This window comes from Lactimicrobium massiliense, from assembly GCF_900343155.1.
Taxonomy (GTDB): domain Bacteria; phylum Bacillota_I; class Bacilli_A; order Erysipelotrichales; family Erysipelotrichaceae; genus Bulleidia; species Bulleidia massiliensis.
Genome location: NZ_OUNG01000003.1, coordinates 235,909 through 251,787, shown reverse-complemented (window position 1 = coordinate 251,787; position 15,879 = coordinate 235,909). Strand labels below are relative to the sequence as shown.

At 47.2% G+C, this 15,879-nt stretch carries 14 protein-coding genes and 1 tRNA gene; 10 read left to right on the top strand and 5 right to left on the bottom strand.

Annotated features, from left to right (window positions below):
• Positions 1 to 343: 343 nt before the first annotated feature.
• Genes DHU66_RS06980 through DHU66_RS06970 form a run of 3 tightly spaced genes read left to right on the top strand, consistent with a single transcriptional unit; the run spans position 344 to position 1,889 of the window.
• The gene (locus DHU66_RS06980; RefSeq protein WP_167836303.1) at positions 344 to 1,147 is read left to right on the top strand and encodes a recombinase family protein; all 804 of its coding nucleotides are present in this window, start codon (positions 344 to 346) and stop codon (positions 1,145 to 1,147) included.
• Positions 1,045 to 1,515 carry a recombinase zinc ribbon domain-containing protein gene (locus DHU66_RS12660; protein ID WP_135358326.1) on the top strand — a complete coding sequence of 157 codons (471 nt, stop codon included), beginning with the start codon at positions 1,045 to 1,047 and terminating at the stop codon, positions 1,513 to 1,515. Before DHU66_RS06980 ends, DHU66_RS12660 begins: the two co-directional genes overlap by 103 nt.
• Positions 1,512 to 1,889 (top strand): hypothetical protein, encoded by a 378-nt coding sequence (locus tag DHU66_RS06970; protein ID WP_108775142.1) that lies wholly within the window; start codon positions 1,512 to 1,514, stop codon positions 1,887 to 1,889. Before DHU66_RS12660 ends, DHU66_RS06970 begins: the two co-directional genes overlap by 4 nt.
• A 185-nt stretch (positions 1,890 to 2,074) precedes the next feature.
• On the opposite strand, the gene DHU66_RS06965 is transcribed toward DHU66_RS06970, so the two are convergent.
• Both DHU66_RS06965 and DHU66_RS06960 read right to left on the bottom strand, forming a co-directional pair.
• Positions 2,075 to 2,150, bottom strand: a tRNA-Ala gene (locus DHU66_RS06965).
• A gap of 28 nt (positions 2,151 to 2,178) precedes the next feature.
• Positions 2,179 to 3,165, bottom strand: coding sequence for an LD-carboxypeptidase (locus DHU66_RS06960; protein ID WP_108775141.1), 987 nt, complete (start codon positions 3,163 to 3,165; stop codon positions 2,179 to 2,181).
• A gap of 291 nt (positions 3,166 to 3,456) precedes the next feature.
• Here DHU66_RS06960 and DHU66_RS06950 point away from each other — a divergent pair, with 291 nt between their 5' ends.
• Entirely contained in the window at positions 3,457 to 4,218 is a 762-nt protein-coding gene (locus DHU66_RS06950) for an SDR family NAD(P)-dependent oxidoreductase (RefSeq protein ID WP_108775139.1), read from the top strand.
• Here DHU66_RS06950 and DHU66_RS06945 read toward each other — a convergent pair.
• Both DHU66_RS06945 and DHU66_RS06940 read right to left on the bottom strand, forming a co-directional pair.
• Positions 4,193 to 5,371: a D-alanyl-D-alanine carboxypeptidase family protein gene (locus DHU66_RS06945; protein ID WP_108775138.1), complete on the bottom strand. Its 1,179-nt coding sequence runs from the start codon at positions 5,369 to 5,371 to the stop codon at positions 4,193 to 4,195. The genes DHU66_RS06950 and DHU66_RS06945 overlap by 26 nt on opposite strands.
• 21 nt (positions 5,372 to 5,392) lie before the next feature.
• Complete coding sequence (locus tag DHU66_RS06940) at positions 5,393 to 6,211, bottom strand: MurR/RpiR family transcriptional regulator (protein WP_135358325.1); 819 nt, start codon at positions 6,209 to 6,211, stop codon at positions 5,393 to 5,395.
• A gap of 133 nt (positions 6,212 to 6,344) precedes the next feature.
• On the opposite strand from DHU66_RS06940, the gene DHU66_RS06935 reads away from it, so the two are divergent.
• Positions 6,345 to 7,733: a 6-phospho-beta-glucosidase gene (locus DHU66_RS06935; RefSeq protein ID WP_108775136.1), complete on the top strand. Its 1,389-nt coding sequence runs from the start codon at positions 6,345 to 6,347 to the stop codon at positions 7,731 to 7,733.
• Positions 7,734 to 7,803: 70 nt separating this feature from the next.
• Here DHU66_RS06935 and DHU66_RS06930 read toward each other — a convergent pair whose 3' ends face one another.
• Entirely contained in the window at positions 7,804 to 8,277 is a 474-nt protein-coding gene (locus DHU66_RS06930) for a peptidylprolyl isomerase (RefSeq protein ID WP_108775135.1), read from the bottom strand.
• Positions 8,278 to 8,348: 71 nt separating this feature from the next.
• Here DHU66_RS06930 and DHU66_RS06925 point away from each other — a divergent pair, with 71 nt between their 5' ends.
• From DHU66_RS06925 to DHU66_RS06905, 5 genes are all read left to right on the top strand, one after another.
• A complete protein-coding gene (locus DHU66_RS06925) occupies positions 8,349 to 9,302 on the top strand; it encodes a 4-alpha-glucanotransferase (protein WP_108775134.1) in 954 nt (317 codons plus the stop codon).
• A gap of 80 nt (positions 9,303 to 9,382) precedes the next feature.
• On the top strand, positions 9,383 to 10,237 hold the full coding sequence (locus DHU66_RS06920) for an undecaprenyl-diphosphate phosphatase (protein WP_108775133.1): 855 nt from the start codon (positions 9,383 to 9,385) through the stop codon (positions 10,235 to 10,237).
• Positions 10,238 to 10,378: 141 nt separating this feature from the next.
• Positions 10,379 to 11,995 (top strand): CTP synthase, encoded by a 1,617-nt coding sequence (locus DHU66_RS06915; protein ID WP_425349072.1) that lies wholly within the window; start codon positions 10,379 to 10,381, stop codon positions 11,993 to 11,995.
• A gap of 18 nt (positions 11,996 to 12,013) precedes the next feature.
• Positions 12,014 to 13,552, top strand: a complete 1,539-nt coding sequence (gene guaA / locus DHU66_RS06910) for a glutamine-hydrolyzing GMP synthase (protein WP_108775132.1) — start codon at positions 12,014 to 12,016, stop codon at positions 13,550 to 13,552.
• Between the two features lie 201 nt (positions 13,553 to 13,753).
• A complete protein-coding gene (locus tag DHU66_RS06905; protein ID WP_135358324.1) occupies positions 13,754 to 15,865 on the top strand; it encodes a hypothetical protein in 2,112 nt (703 codons plus the stop codon).
• The last annotated feature ends 14 nt before the right edge of the window (positions 15,866 to 15,879 follow it).

Here is a 15,879-nt window from a genome sequence, read left to right as displayed (position 1 = left end):
ACAAAAAATCGCATATCGTTGTAAATATCACAACACCAAGTTATCGATACCACTAATTTCTCAAATGTATCACTTTAACAGAGGTCGGCGCTAATACATCGCCTGCCTCATCGCCCCGAAAGTTGTAATCCGGAGCTGTTTTTTCTTGTCAAAAACTGTGTTATGGTGCGAATAGGACAACAAATCCGTATGTCTGTCAAGTGTGAGTGGCTTACGGTTGTCCTACTGTTTTAGGCGGCAAAACAAATAAGATAATAAATTGTAAATTCTTCGCAGAATGACAGGCTTTCTCCTCGAAAGAGAGCTATCATGCGATGACTACCAAAGAAAGGAGGTACGCTCTATGAGTACCGCAACCATGGCAAATACGGCGAAGGCATTGATGGAATCTATGACGCCAAAGTTTGCCGTATCCTATCTCCGCGTATCTACCCGCGGACAGGCCGAGCGCGGTGGTGGGCATGATGAGGGTTTCTCGATTCCTGCCCAGCGTGAGGCCAATAAGAAAAAGGCAGCATGTTTAGGTGCAATGGTTGGCAAGGAATTTGTTGATCGTGGTGCATCGGCAAAATCCGCTGACCGCCCACAGCTTCAGGCGATGCTGGAATATGTCAAAGAAAATGCTGACCGCGTGGATTATGTGATAGTCCATAAAGTTGACCGCCTCGCCTGTAATCGTGACGATGATAGCGATATTATGCGGACATTGCGCGAATGCGGCGCTCAGCTCGTATCAGCATCAGAGAGTATCGATGAAACACCTGCCGGTATGTTATTTCACGGCATTATGAGTTCTATCGCAGAATTTTACTCGCAGAATCTTGCCACGGAAGTTAAGAAAGGTATGAGCGATAAAATTAAGGGCGGTGGCACAATTGGCCGTGCGCCGCTCGGATACAAAAATGTTCGCTACGTTGATGATAAAGGCCGTGAAGAACGAACAGTCATCCTCGATCCGGAGCGCGCACCGCTGGTAAAAATGGCTTTTGAGGCCTACGCATCGGAGCAGTGGACAGTTAATGGCCTGGCGGATTATCTCGGCGCGTGTGGCCGTACAATGCGCGCTACGCCGAAGATTCCGTCGAAGCCTATCCCATTCCAGACGCTCCACAAAATGCTTTCCAACCCGTATTACAAGGGGGCGTAAAATACAAAGGCGTCGAATATCCCGGTTCACACGAACCTATCATCGATGAGGAGACATGGGATAAAGTCCAGCTCATCATGAGTTCTCGCGTCAATGGCGAGCGCACGAATAAGCATCCGCACTATCTCAAAAGTGCCGTCTACTGCGCCTATTGTGGCGAACGCCTAATTATCAGCAACGAGAAAAAGAAAGACGGTACGGTGTATCCGTATTTCGTGTGCGCCGGTCGGCACAGCAAATGCCGCCGTGACTGTAAGATGAAATACATCCTAATCCCAGCTGTAGAGCGTGAGATTGAAAAGCTCTATGATAGAATCCAAATCCCTGCTGAAGTAAAAGCTCAGAGGAAGAACACCTGCAGGGCGTGATAGCTTCTGAAAAGCAGAAATATGATAAAGAAATCGAGGGCTTGCAGGGCAGGAAGAATGAACTGGAGCATAAGCGTGCTAAGCTAATGGAGGCACATTACATGGATGCAATTCCTCTGGATTTCATGAAATCCGAACAGCAGAAAATCGCAAAAGAGTTGACTGTAGTCGAACATGAGATTAAACAGCACGGTCTGACCTTTGCTGAAATATCTGAAAATCTGTCCTACGCGCTCGAAATGCTCGATGAATGTGGTAAGGCATACCGCTCCGCCAGTGATAAAATCAAGCGTCTGATGAATCATGCGATATTCGACAAAATCTACGTTATCAGCAACGAGGATATCCCCCTCGGTATTGAGGGGGAAATATAGACCTCCGTTTGATTCAATCCTCGCTCCGGCAAAACAGGAGGCGTCGGAAAATACAGAACAAACACAAGACATTGCAAAAGGCCGCATCCAGAACTCTCACGGATGCGGCCTTTTTGCGGATAATTCCACATTTATGCGAAGTTACTCAAATTTTTTTAAGGATAAAATTTCGAGTAACAAATTTTTGGTGGAGCCAACGAGGATCGAACTCGCGACCTCATGATTGCGAACCATGCGCTCTCCCAGCTGAGCTATGGCCCCATACATGAGATATTCTACCACACTGCACTTATTCTTTACATGCAAATTTCAGCGTGGCATGGCCGTGGTCATACTGCACTTCAAGCATGGCGCCATTGATCATGATCATGCATGGGATCGTATGGCCGATATCTGCTTCCAGAACATACGGAATGCCTTCCAGCGCCATTCTGGCTGCTTCTTCATAGGTCATGCCGGTTTCAGAAGACGGAAACAGCACTCTGCCGATCAATACAGCATTTGTATGTTCAAACCAGCCGGCATAGCGGAACTGTTTCAATGTGCGGTAGAAATTTTCTGCCGACAGTGCAAAGTTGTCAAAGTAGAAAATCTGGCCATCTTCTTTGTATCTTTCCACAAAGCCTTTTGTATCTTCATAAGGTGTGCCGATCAGATCCTTGAGACCATCAATACAGCCGCCGATGCAGCGGCCTTTTGCCACAAAGTGATCCTGTTCACTCTGCCATTGCGTATCGCTGTCATAGGCAGGTTTATCTACCAGAAATTTGGCTTTGGCCATATGGCGTGGAAAGCTGTGCTCTTCCATCCTTTTTCCTTTCATGACTTCCAGAGCATTGGCAATGTAGTCCCATTTTGTACCAAGATCAAAGCTGCCGGCATTCATGCCATACAGCGATGCCACATCACAGATGGTTGTGGCAGGATACAGAAGGCCAGTCGGGTCAGAGGCACCCATGATCCACTTGGGATGTTTCTTCAGCACAGAAAAGTCTGCATACGGAATCATTTCATTGAGAAAGTCACCGCCGGCAGCCGAAAGAACCATGTTTACATCAGGATCTTTCAGCAGTTGGCTGAACTCCTGTCCGCGTGTTTTTGCATCGGCACTGCGCTGATCTGCATTCCTGACCGATGCTGTTTCTTTGATTCTGTATCCCTGCTGCTTTAATACGGCAAGGGAAGCATCATAGCTTTCAAGCTTGTCACCAACACCTGCGCTGGGAGCACAGATGCCGATCGTATCACCTGGTTTTAGAAAAGACGGATAAATCATAGCAATCTCCTTTTCCTGATTTTAGCATAGGTTTGTTTTGTGCAGACAAAATGAAAACGGCCGCTGAAAGGGGATTGTTCTGGCCGTTTTCGTATTTCTTGAGAGGGAAAGTTATATGTTTTTTGTTTACTTTGATGCGATTGCCAGCATGGCTGCGGCTGATTGATTGGTTCCTCCTTTCTTTTGATGATCTTATAATACTTCCGGTCTGTGCTGAAACATTGAAAGCAGAGTGAAAAGAACGTGAACAATTTTGTGAATGGATCACATCATTCTGGTAGGATAACGGTGATGAAGAAGACTGTACTGATAACCGGGGCTACGATGGGCATCGGCTGTGCGCTTGCGGAACGGTTTGCCAAAGAGGGCAGTGATCTGGTGCTTTGTGCCCGCCATCATGATGCCCTGACAGAAGTGAAGCGCAGGCTGGAAGAAAGATATGGCATCTGTGTGGATGTGTATGCCTGTGATCTTTCCAGCCATGAGCAGCTCATGCGGCTGTATGAAACTGTGAAGGACAAGCGTGTTGAGATTCTGGTGAATAATGCCGGCATTGGCTTTGCAGGAAAAGCCATTGATCAGGATATTGAAAAGGAGGATATCCTGGTGGATCTCAACATCAAAGCTGTCATGGATCTGTGCAAGCTGTTTGGAAAAGATATGTGTGAGCGCGGACATGGTACAATCATCAATCTGTCTTCCACGGGTGCTTTTCAGCCTGGTCCTTATATTGCGTCCTACTATGCCTCCAAGTCATTTGTGCTTTCCTACAGCCGTGCTCTGGAAGTGGAAATGAAGCCATATGGCGTTCATGTATGCTGTGTCTGCCCGGGCCCTGTCGATACTGCTTTCTATGCAAAAAGCGGCGGCCGCATGTCTGTATATCATACAAGTGCCCAGCATGTGGCAGATGTCATTCTGCGCACATATCAAAAAAGAACCGTTGTCGTCATCGGTTCTTTGAACAAACTGCTTTGTGCGGTGCCTTCCGGCGTGAAGATGAAATATCTTTCCTTCATGAAGAAGCCTAAAACAGATCACGGAAGAAGATAAGAATACGGTTGAAGAAATCATTGGCTTTTGGAATGGTGAATGTCTGTGCTGTTTCTGCAACAGTCTTTCCATCGGCTGTCACTGTAATGTTGAGCTGCTTTGTCTGGTTTTGATTTGTGGCTGTGTAACTGTTGGCAAGATCTGTCGTGACAGCAATCTTGGCATCATCCGGCACATCGGCAGTAATATCTTCACTGCTTGTGATGGTTTCTTCCATCCTGCCAATGACTTTCTCTGCGATATAGCTGCCCAGTGTATCCCCCGTACTGACAACGGTCTTTCTTGACCAGCTGTTCAGAGCATTCAGTATTGTGGAGGCATCCTGCAGATGGGATGTGGCATAGATATCGGTCATGGCATGGGCAGTGACGATGATGATTTTCATGCCATTAAGCTCACTGTAGGAGGCCATGCAATGGCCCGCATCATCCGTATAGCCGGTTTTATCTCCGACAAAGCCTGGCAATGAGATATGATCGCGTTCAATGGCACCTGCCACCGTCGAATACATCAGATTGCCCAGGGTATCCGTATAGGAAGAGGAAGAGAAAATTTCCCGGAACGTCTCGTTTTGGACGGCATAGTTTGTCAGCGTGGCGATATCTTTACACGTGGAGTAGTGATTTTCATCATGCAGGCCGGTTGGATTGACAAAGTGGGTATTGTCCATGCCCAGCTCTTCTGCCTTCTGGTTCATGGCTTCCACAAACTTGTCAATGGAGCCGCTGGCGGCATAGGCAAGTGCATTGACAGCATCTGCACCTGATGGCAGCAATGCACCATACAGCAGATCACGCACAGTTGGTGTATCACCCGCACTGTAGCCAACCACAGCGGCCTCAGCTTCATACAGCCCGTCCAGCATCTCATCCGTGATTGTCACGGTCTGATCCAGAGACAGACCGGATTCCAGCACAACAACTGCCGTCATGATCTTGGTCATGGAAGCAGGATAAATCTTTGCCTCACTGTTTTGATCCAGCAGGACCTGTCCGTTCTCTGCATCGATGACATAGGCATCATCACTCTGCAGGATGACATCCAGCTGGAGGTAAGAAGCACTGTCATCTTGTTTCTGGATGACAGTTGATACAGGAGTACTCACTGTATTGGCAGACAGAACTGCCGCAGCTATCAGTTTTGTGATGTTCATGGGGCTATTGTAGCAGAAAGATCAGTCAATGGACTTACGGATGTGGGCATCATAGTCCATGACATACAGACAGGCATACATGATATTCAGATAATAGGTCATCGCTTCTTCAGAAAAGAACGAGGCAATGCGGTGAAATTTATTTTCTTTTGCCGGCAGCACCAGCACCACATGGCACAGTTTTGCCAGGGGAGAACTGGCATTGGCCGTGATGCAGACAAGTCTGGCATGGTTGGCTCGGGCAGCCTGGGCACAGCTTACTGTTTCTCTTGTTGTACCGGAATAGGACAGAAACAGGGCACAGTCTTCTTTGTGCATGGTCTGGGCCAGATGGTGCTGCTCACCATATACCGGCGTGGCCAGACATACCGTGCCTGCCCGGATCATGCGGGCCTGAAACATCAGACCGGCAAGGTAGGCATCGCCAACACCAAAGATCGCTGTCTGTCTGGCATTGTGAATGGCAAGACAGGCTTTGTGCATATCTTCCAGAGACAGTGTATTCCTGGCTGCGCGCAGGGTTTCCGTGCTCAGATTGGCAAGGCTTGTTGCAATTTCAGATGTGGAATCATAGCGGGAAAACGGAAAGTTGGGATCTACGGCATCGTTGGTGTTTTCAGCCAGCTGCTGGGCATAGAGAATCTTGAACTGACGATAGCCGCTTGTTTGCAGTTTGGCACAAAGCCGCATGATGGCACTGGTGGAAGTGTAGGTCTCCCTGGCCAGCTTTTGAATCGGCATCTGCAGCACGGCATCCTTGTGGGAAAGAATGTAGTCTGCGATTCTGGCTTCATTCTCACTGAAGCCGTCTTTTTCTTTGAGCGCTGTATTGAGATTCATGACCGTATTGTAACATGATGCCGGAATAAATATCAAAAAAGTAAGATATGCCGGCACAAAATGCCAACCGTTCTTTCCTCTCTTCTCATTTTTTCATGTGTGCCTATCATCAAAGCCAGGAGGAAGAAATCAAATGAAAGGTGTTAAGATTGTAACAATTGGCGGTGGTTCCAGCTATACGCCGGAATTGATGCAGGGATTTATCAAGCGGTATAACACACTGCCCATCAGAGAGATCTGGCTGGTGGATATTCCTGATGGTAAGAAGAAGCTGGAGATTGTTGGTGCACTTGCTCAGAGAATGTGGGATGCGTCTGGCTATGATGTCAAGGTGCATCTGACTCTGGACAGAAGAGAGGCTTTGAAGGATGCGGACTTTGTGACAACACAGTTCCGCGTCGGCCTGCTCAATGCACGTATCAAGGATGAGCGTATTCCGTTAAGCCATGGCATGATCGGTCAGGAGACCAATGGTGCCGGCGGTATGTTCAAGCTGCTGCGCACAGCACCGGTGATTGCCCAGATTATCCAGGATATGAAGGAACTGTGCCCGAATGCATGGCTGATCAACTTTACCAATCCCAGCGGCATGATCACAGAGACTGTCATCAGACAGTGCGGCTGGAAGAAGTGCATCGGTCTTTGCAATGTGCCGGTGAATATCATGAAGAATGAGCCGGTCATGATTGGCAAAAAGGAAGGTGATCTGGACTTTGTGTTCGGCGGTCTGAACCATTTCCACTTCCACCGTGCCTATGACAAAAAGACAGGCCAGGAGGTAACCCATGAGATTGCCCGTGCCATGATGAAGGATGACAAGTCCAACATGGCAAATATCCAGAATGAAAAGTTCCTGCTGGATCAGCTGTTAAGCATGGACTGCCTGCCGTGCGGCTATCATCGCTATTATTACCTGACCAGTCAGATGAGAAAGAAGGAGCTGGAGGATTATGCCGAACATAAGACACGTGCGGAGATGGTCAAGGAAGTAGAGCATCAGCTGTTTGAGCTGTACAAGGATCCTGCTCTTCATGAAATGCCTGAACTGCTTGGCAAGCGCGGCGGCAAGTATTACAGCGATGCGGCCTGTGAGACGATCAATGCCATCTATAATGATACGGGCAGGGTCATGGTTGTTTCTACAGAAAACAAGGGTGCACTTGTGGATCTGGATCCACAGGCCATTGTGGAAGTCAGTGCCAGAATTACCCGTCATGGTGCTGAGCCGATTGCCTTTGGCAGGATGGAACCGGCGGTCAGAGGTATGGTGCAGCTGATGAAGGCCATGGAAGAAACCATCATCGATGCAGCACTGCATGGCGACTATGGCAAGGCACTGGAGGCTTTCCAGATCAATCCGCTGGTGGATCATGGCCAGTGTGCCCAGGATCTGCTCAATGAGATGCTGGTAGCCAATGAGAAGTATCTGCCGAACTTTCATGATAAGATCGAGGAACTGAAGCAGGCTGGTGTGACAGTGCAGGATGAAACAGCACGCCAGCTGTGTGAGAAGGGACTTTAAGCAGTTATCAAAAGAACGATGAGAACTGCAGATTTCTGCAGGCTCCCACCGTTCCTTTTTTGCGTTCTGTTTATTCTTCAATCCAGACTTTCTTCATGATGACCGGCTGATTCGGACGGTCCATGAAGTTGGTTGGCGTGTTGGCAATATGATCAACAACATCCATGCCTTCTACAACATGGCCGAAGGCAGCGTACTGACCATCCAGATATGGGGCATCATCATGCATGATGAAGAACTGGCTGCTGGCAGAGTTGTAATCCTGGGCTCTGGCCATGGAAATCACACCGCGGACATGATGAATAGGATTGTTCACGCCATTGGCGGCAAATTCACCCTTGATGTTCTCTTTGGCACCGCCAGTGCCGTTTCCTAAGGGATCGCCGCCCTGGATCATGAATCCTTTGATAATACGGTGGAAGGTCAGGCCGTCATAGAAGCCTTCCTTGACCAGTTTGCGGAAATTAGCCGCTGTAATCGGGGCTGCCTGATCATCGAGCTCAATCTTGATCTGACTGCCGTCTTCCATTTCAATAATTACCATGAAATCTCCTCGCTTTTCTTTTAACAGTGATAACGATACACTACAAAGGAAAGAAAAAGAAGGAAAATGACATGAGAAAAACAGGGATTGCAATGTCAGTGGAAAAGATATCGGCGCGGGAAGGCTGCGGCACTTTTGGCAAAGAGACGAAGCAGTTTGTCCATATGCTTGCCGAAAAAGGGATGGATGCATGGTATGTATCCTGCCTGCAGGCATCCATGAATGACAGCTGCACATCGTACTATGCGCTGGATCCGGTATATCTTGATATTGAAACACTGTACCAGCAGAAACTGGTCGAAGAACCTTTTGCCAGAATGAAAGAAGGACTGTCAAAAGATCAGATCCGGATCATGAAAGGACCATGGTTTTTTCAGGCGTGGCACAATTTCAAACCGGATTATAACTTTGCCAACTTTGCTTATCAAAACTGGCTGCGGGATGAAGCGGTCTATGCGTGCTTTCAAAAGAAATTCAATGGCTCTGCATGGCAGACATGGCCTCAGGCGTATCGGGATGAACCGCTGACGGGCAGCATTGATCTGCATGAATTCACCGATGACATTCTGTATGAGACATTCCTGCAGTATGAACTGTTTCTGCAGTGGAATGCCATACGTCAGGAAGCGGCTGATGCAGGGATCGAGATCATTGGCGAAATGCCGGAAACGATCAGTGGATTCAGTGCGGAAAGATGGGCACATCGTGAGGAAAGTGATGAAGATGCACTCTGGCTGGATCATATGAACTATTCCGGCCGGATCATGAATGTGGTTTCTCTGCATCAGAAAGAAAGCGTGATTGGTGCCAGTCTTTTGAAGCAGCTGAAAGAGAAGAATCCGGAGCTGGAGATGATCCTCTGGGATACAGAAGGGTATGATGATCTGCAGGGGTATCTGCGCGGGGCAGTACTGGAAGATCATTGGCCAGGCGGGGATGTCATTGATGTGCGCGGCAGGAAAGACTGGAAGGACATAGATGATGGTGGCGGAAAGATGATCATCATGGATCTTGGTCAGGATTGAATGCATTGTTTATAAATCTTAAGGATATGCATGGTGATGTGTGATATAATCCAGTCTGTTTTTGAAAGGTGGAAACACGTATGTCAGTAATACTGAATATTTTGAAGTCCATTGTGTTTGGCATCGTGCAGGGCGTGACCGAATGGCTGCCGATCAGTTCAACCGGTCACTTGATCCTGCTGGAAAAGTTCATGCCGCTGAATGTGTTCGGGGCAGATGCAGCGGCGAACACAGCTTTCTGGGATATGTATAAAGTTGTCATTCAGTTTGGCTCCATCATTGCCGTGATGCTGCTGTACTGGCATAAGCTGTGGCCGTTTGAAAAGGGTTATTCCGAGAAGAGAAAGCGCAGTATTCTGCGTCTTTGGATCAAGATCATTGTGGCAACGGTTCCGGCCGCCATTGTCGGCTTCCTGCTGGATGACTGGATCGATGCCAAAATGAGCACGCCGATTGTCATTGCTGTTGCCTTGATCACTTATGGTGTTGCCTTTATCTTCCTGGAGAAGAGAGAGCATCAGTATGAAGTCACGGAGATCAGACAGATTTCCTATAAGAAAGCACTGGAGGTTGGTGCCTTCCAGTGTCTGGCTCTGATTCCGGGTACTTCCCGTTCCGGTTCTACGATTCTTGGTGCAACCCTGCTGAAGTTTGACCGTCCGACGGCCGCTGAGTTCTCCTTCTACATGGCTATTCCGGTCATGTTCGGTGCTTCTTTGCTCAAGATTGTCAAGATGCTTGCCAAGGGTGTTGTGATGTCCGGTGCAGCATGGCTTGTCCTGCTGGTCGGCATGCTTGTTTCATTTGTGGTATCTGTGGCTGTCATCAAGTATCTGATGGCCTATATCCGCAAGCATGACTTCACTGTATTCGGCAAGTACCGCATTGCACTTGGTATTCTGGTATTGATCCTGGCAATCTTCAAAGTTCTCTAAAAAACAGTTGCCCTCAGGCGGGCACAGTGTTATCATTCTTTGCGTCGTAAAGGGCATTAAAAAAAACGGCTTTTGAAGCCGCGTGGATTTAGTGCCCTTTTTCTTTGTTTATCGGGTTGGAAAGGATGGGAGTTGAACATCATGAAGTATATTTTCGTTACAGGCGGTGTTGTATCAGGACTTGGCAAAGGCATTACAGCAGCGTCTCTTGGCAGACTGCTGAAGCAGAGAGGCTTCAAGGTTATTTCGCAGAAACTGGATCCATATATTAATGTAGATCCGGGTACGATGTCTCCTTATCAGCATGGCGAAGTCTTTGTCACAGAAGATGGTGCCGAGACAGACCTTGATCTGGGCCACTATGAGCGTTTCATCGATGAGAATCTGAACCAGTATTCCAATCTGACTACCGGCAAGGTGTACTGGAATGTACTGCAGAAGGAGCGCCGTGGTGAATATCTGGGTGAGACAGTCCAGATCATTCCGCATATTACCAATGAGATCAAGCGTTTCATCTACAGTGTCGGCAAGCGTGCCGATGCGGATATCGTCATCACCGAGATCGGCGGCACGGTTGGTGACATCGAGTCACAGCCGTTCATTGAAGCGATTCGTCAGATCTCGATTGAAAGACCGCAGGATGTCTGCTTCATTCATGTCACTCTGGTTCCGTATATCAGCGGCTCCAACGAGTACAAGTCCAAGCCGACCCAGCACTCCGTCAAGGAACTGCAGAACCTTGGCGTACGTCCGAACATCATTATTGCCCGCTGCGACGGCCGTCTGCCGCAGAACGTCAAGCAGAAGATTTCCCTGTTCTGCAACGTCAAGTCGGACTGCGTCATTGAAAATACAACCGTCGGCGATCTGTATGAGGCACCGGTTATGCTGGAACAGCAGAACCTGTCTTCTATTGTCTGCCGTGAGCTCCATATTGATCCGGGTTCCATCGATCTGAGCGAGTGGTATGAAATGCTTGAAAGAATCCACAAGGCAGATGAGGATGTCACAGTTGCCCTGGTTGGCAAGTATGTGGCTCTGCATGATGCGTATCTTTCTGTCGTGGAATCCCTTAAGCACGGCGGTTATGAGAATGGCGCCCATGTCCATATCAAGTGGGTGGAAAGTGAAGATGTGACGGATGAAAGTGCACCGGCAATCTTCCGTGATGTGCAGGGCATCATTGTCCCGGGCGGCTTTGGTGACAGAGGCATTGAAGGCATGATTGCCTCGGCGAAATATGCCAGAGAGCACAATGTACCGTATCTGGGCCTGTGTCTGGGTATGCAGATTGCAACAATTGAGTTTGCCCGTGATGTTCTTGGCTACAAGGATGCCAACTCCAATGAGTTTGATCCATCTTCCAGGCATAAGGTCATTGACTTCATGCATGGCCAGAGTGATGACATTGATAAGGGCGGCACAATGCGTCTTGGTGCCTATCCTTGTGTGATCCGCAAGGGTTCTCTGCTGGAGAAGTGCTATGGCGTTGACCAGATTTCAGAGCGCCATCGTCACAGATATGAGTTCAATAACGACTATCGTGAAGACTTTGAGAAGAATGGCATGAACATCGTCGGTACATCCCCGGATGGAAAGCTGGTTGAGGCAATTGAATGCCCGTCTGACCGCTTCTATGTCGGCGTGCAGTATCACCCGGAGTTCAAGTCCCGTCCTAACAAGGCACATCCGCTGTTCCGAGGCTTTGTATCGGCAGTACTGGATACCAAGCATGCAAAGGCAAAAGATGCCGCTTAATTGACAGGAGATGCATCAATGGAAAAAATTATCGTACTGGACTTTGGCGGACAGTATAAGCAGCTGATTGCCCGCCGGGTCCGTGAAAATCACGTATACTGTGAGATTCATCCCTATACAACACCGCTGGAAAAGCTGAAGGAAATGAATCCGAAGGGCATCATTCTGACCGGCGGACCAGACAGTGTCTACCTGGAAGATTCTTTGTCCTATGATCCAAAGCTGTTTGAACTTGGCGTTCCGGTGCTTGGCATCTGCTATGGCGCCCAGCTGATGGCATATCTTCTCAAAGGTGAAGTCAAAACAGCGCCGGTCTCGGAATATGGCCATACAGAAGTCCATGCGGATACAGAAAAGTCGGTATTGCTGCATGATTGGAAGGAAACTTCTACCGTCTGGATGTCTCATACAGATTACATTGCCAAGGCACCGGAAGGCTTTACGGTAACTGCCCATACCCAGGTATGCCCGGTCGCCGCCATGGAGAATCCGGAAAAGAAACTGTATGCTGTGCAGTTCCATCCGGAAGTTGTCCATACCGAAGAAGGACAGAAGCTGTTCCATACATTTGTGTATGATATCTGCCACTGTGCAGGTGACTGGAAGATGGATTCCTTTGTGGAAACATCTGTACAGGAACTGCGTAAGAAGATCGGCAATGGCAAAGTGCTGTGTGCTCTGTCCGGCGGCGTAGATTCTTCTGTATGTGCGGTCCTGCTGTCAAAGGCAGTAGGCAAGCAGCTGACCTGTGTCTTTGTGGACCACGGCCTGCTGCGCAAAGATGAAGGCGATGAAGTCGAAGCAGTCTTTGGCCCCAATGGTCCCTATGAGCTCAACTTTGTCAGAGTCAATGCCCAGGATTACTTCTATGAAAAGCTCAAGGGCGTATCCGATCCTGAGCAGAAGAGAAAGATCATCGGTGCTGAGTTCATCAATGTTTTTGAAAAAGAAGCAAAGAAGATCGGCAAGGTGGATTTCCTTGCCCAGGGAACCATTTATCCGGATGTTGTAGAATCCGGCATTGGCAAGGGTGCCGTCATCAAGTCCCATCACAATGTCGGCGGCCTGCCGGATCATGTTGATTTCAAGGAAATCGTGGAGCCATTAAGAACGCTGTTCAAGGATGAAGTCAGACAGGTCGGCCTGGAACTTGGCATTCCCAGAAAGCTGGTCTTCAGACAGCCATTCCCGGGACCAGGACTTGGCATCCGCATTGTTGGTGAGGTGACGGCAGAAAAGGTCAGAATTGTCCAGGAGGCAGATGCCATCTTCCGCCAGGAACTTGAAAAAGCAGGTGTGGATACCGGCAAAGGACAGTTTTTTGCAGCTCTGTCCAATATGCGCTCCGTCGGTGTCATGGGTGATCACAGAACCTATGACTATGCCGTTGTACTAAGAGGTGTACTGACATCTGATTTCATGACCGCCGAAGCAGCCAATCTTGACTGGAAGCTGCTGCAGACATGCATGAACAGAATTATCAATGAGGTGAAAGGTGTCAACCGTGTCATGTATGATCTTACCTCAAAGCCTCCCGGAACCATCGAGCTGGAATAATACCGTGTGGCTTACAGGTATCCGGAAACGACTTAAACAAGGCGTTTTCCGGATACCTGTTTTTTCTTTGACCCCATTTTGACCACAAATATTCTTTCAAAGTGGCGTTTAATATCAAATAAATAATATTTAATTCAAAGCACGCTAACGCCATTTCAACAGATATGGTATATTACTGGTATGGAAAATCAAGATGATCTTTTGAAAGAACTGGTAATGAAAATCCGTACTTTTATGCAGGAACACCCTGGTGAGGATCTGCGGAAGTTTTTGCGCTTTGAAGGTTACGGAATCATTGAAGATTACCAAGAGGCAGAATCCTGTTTGCTTCGGTATAAACTACCGATTGAGACACAGGCCAATTTGATCGTGGCGGCGTATTCTATTCGGCTGAAAGTTGAAATGAATCGTCCGCATAATGTGGACGGAAGAAAGACAGCATTACAGAATTTCAAAACTTCCTATGCGAAAAGTCCCAAACTTTCGAAAGTGTCAGCTGAACAATTTGAAGAATTTTATAAGGCGGTTTGTTGTGTAAAACTTACACACGGGAATGAATTTTCCGTCGGAAAAAATCTGAAAAGTGCTGTTGGTCTGATCACGGATTTCTCTCCGGATGATGAAGCAAAAATCAATCTGATCAGATTTTTTGTGAACGACTTTAACAGATTCATAGGGCTGATCAAAAGCAAAAATCCGGATGTTACTAACACAGACATTAAAAATTTAGCTGCGATCAGAAATAAAATTCCGGCAATCAAATATTCATTTCCGGAGATCGTTTCGTGCCTGAAAAGTGATGAAAGTGAAAACACTTATGTGCTCGAGAACAATAAATTGTTTTATGATTTCACATCAAAATTCGGTGACAATGATGGTGCACTTGTAATAAATCCATCACCGTTTTTTGTGAGAAAGTGGTTGGATGATCGCTCAATTTCCAGACAGAAAGTTACGTTTGCGGTATCGGAAATGAATGAACTCTCTCTGTATCAATCCGGTGTTTATCCGGAAAATGTTTCCTGGATTTCATCGAAAAAGCTGACGGACTTCATTCAAAGATACGGAAGAAATCATACAAACATTCTTTACTTTGACAGAAAATTTTCTGCGGAAAGTGATGTGAAACTGATTGCGGAAACGTACCGGCAGATGTATTTGCCAATCAAAAATCTTATGATCTTCGGAAGCGATACACAGATAAATGACGTGACCAAAGTCATCGCTTCGGAAAATCAATTCTCACAATGTCAGGTGCAGTTACTTCCGCCAGACATGAATTACAACACAAATCCGAAGCGGAAAATGTTTGTCTGGTTCTCCGGTAATGATCGTGTCGCAACAGAAACAAAGATCATTCAGTATAAGACTGTCACACAATATCAGGATCAGTATCTTGAAAGGAAACCGTTTGTCATTACAGCAGATCGTTCTGTTATTTCTTCGTACAGATCTTTCTATCACGGTGCTGAATATGACACATTGTTGAAAACCGGAAGGCAGCGCCGTAAGCCACAGCTATATTCATTTTCAAATGAAATTACGATTGCTTATAAGCTGAGAAAGAACAAAGACCTGTTCCGAATTGATGCCTACATCGTTAATCCGTCAGACGGAAAATCAATTGTTCCCGGAACGGAAAAGAGTGTCCGCAGTGTTTCGGAAGACGGAATTATTAACTGGCTTGATTCTGTTTACCCGTACTCAACCATAGAAACAAAAGAAGAAATATTTTCGATTCGTGACAAAGCAACAGAACTTTTTGAAAACAATAATTCACAGATTTCGTTAAAAACATTCCTGTATATTCATTCGGAATACGATGTGTTGTATGCGGAGCATCCGGAGTGGATGAGGAAGGCTTTGAATAAGATCGGAGACCTGCCACCTTTGTATGTGACGGATGAAATCATCAACAATGCAGTTGAAGAATTGTTCGAAGGCTTTGAAAGTCTGAAAGTAAAGTCATTCATTGTTTATTCTCTTTCCGGTGTTTTTGACCGTGCGGTGGAACAGAAACTGATGGAAGAGAATCCTTTGAAGAAGGCGGCGAGACAGATCAGCAACTTTGACCGTCGTTACTATGAAGTCCGTAACAGCCTTGTGAAACGGCACTTTTCTTTAAAAGAAATGACCGGCATTTACAAAACAGCATTGCGTAATTACAAAGATGATTCACGTTATCTTGGCATTCTGATCAAGCTGCTGACCGGTATTGATACAAGTGCTGTCTGTGCATTGAAGTGGAAGGACATTGTTCGTGTACCGTCATTTCCGGAAGAAAAATTTTGGTTCAGTCCTAATTCCTGTTGATAGATGTACCCAGA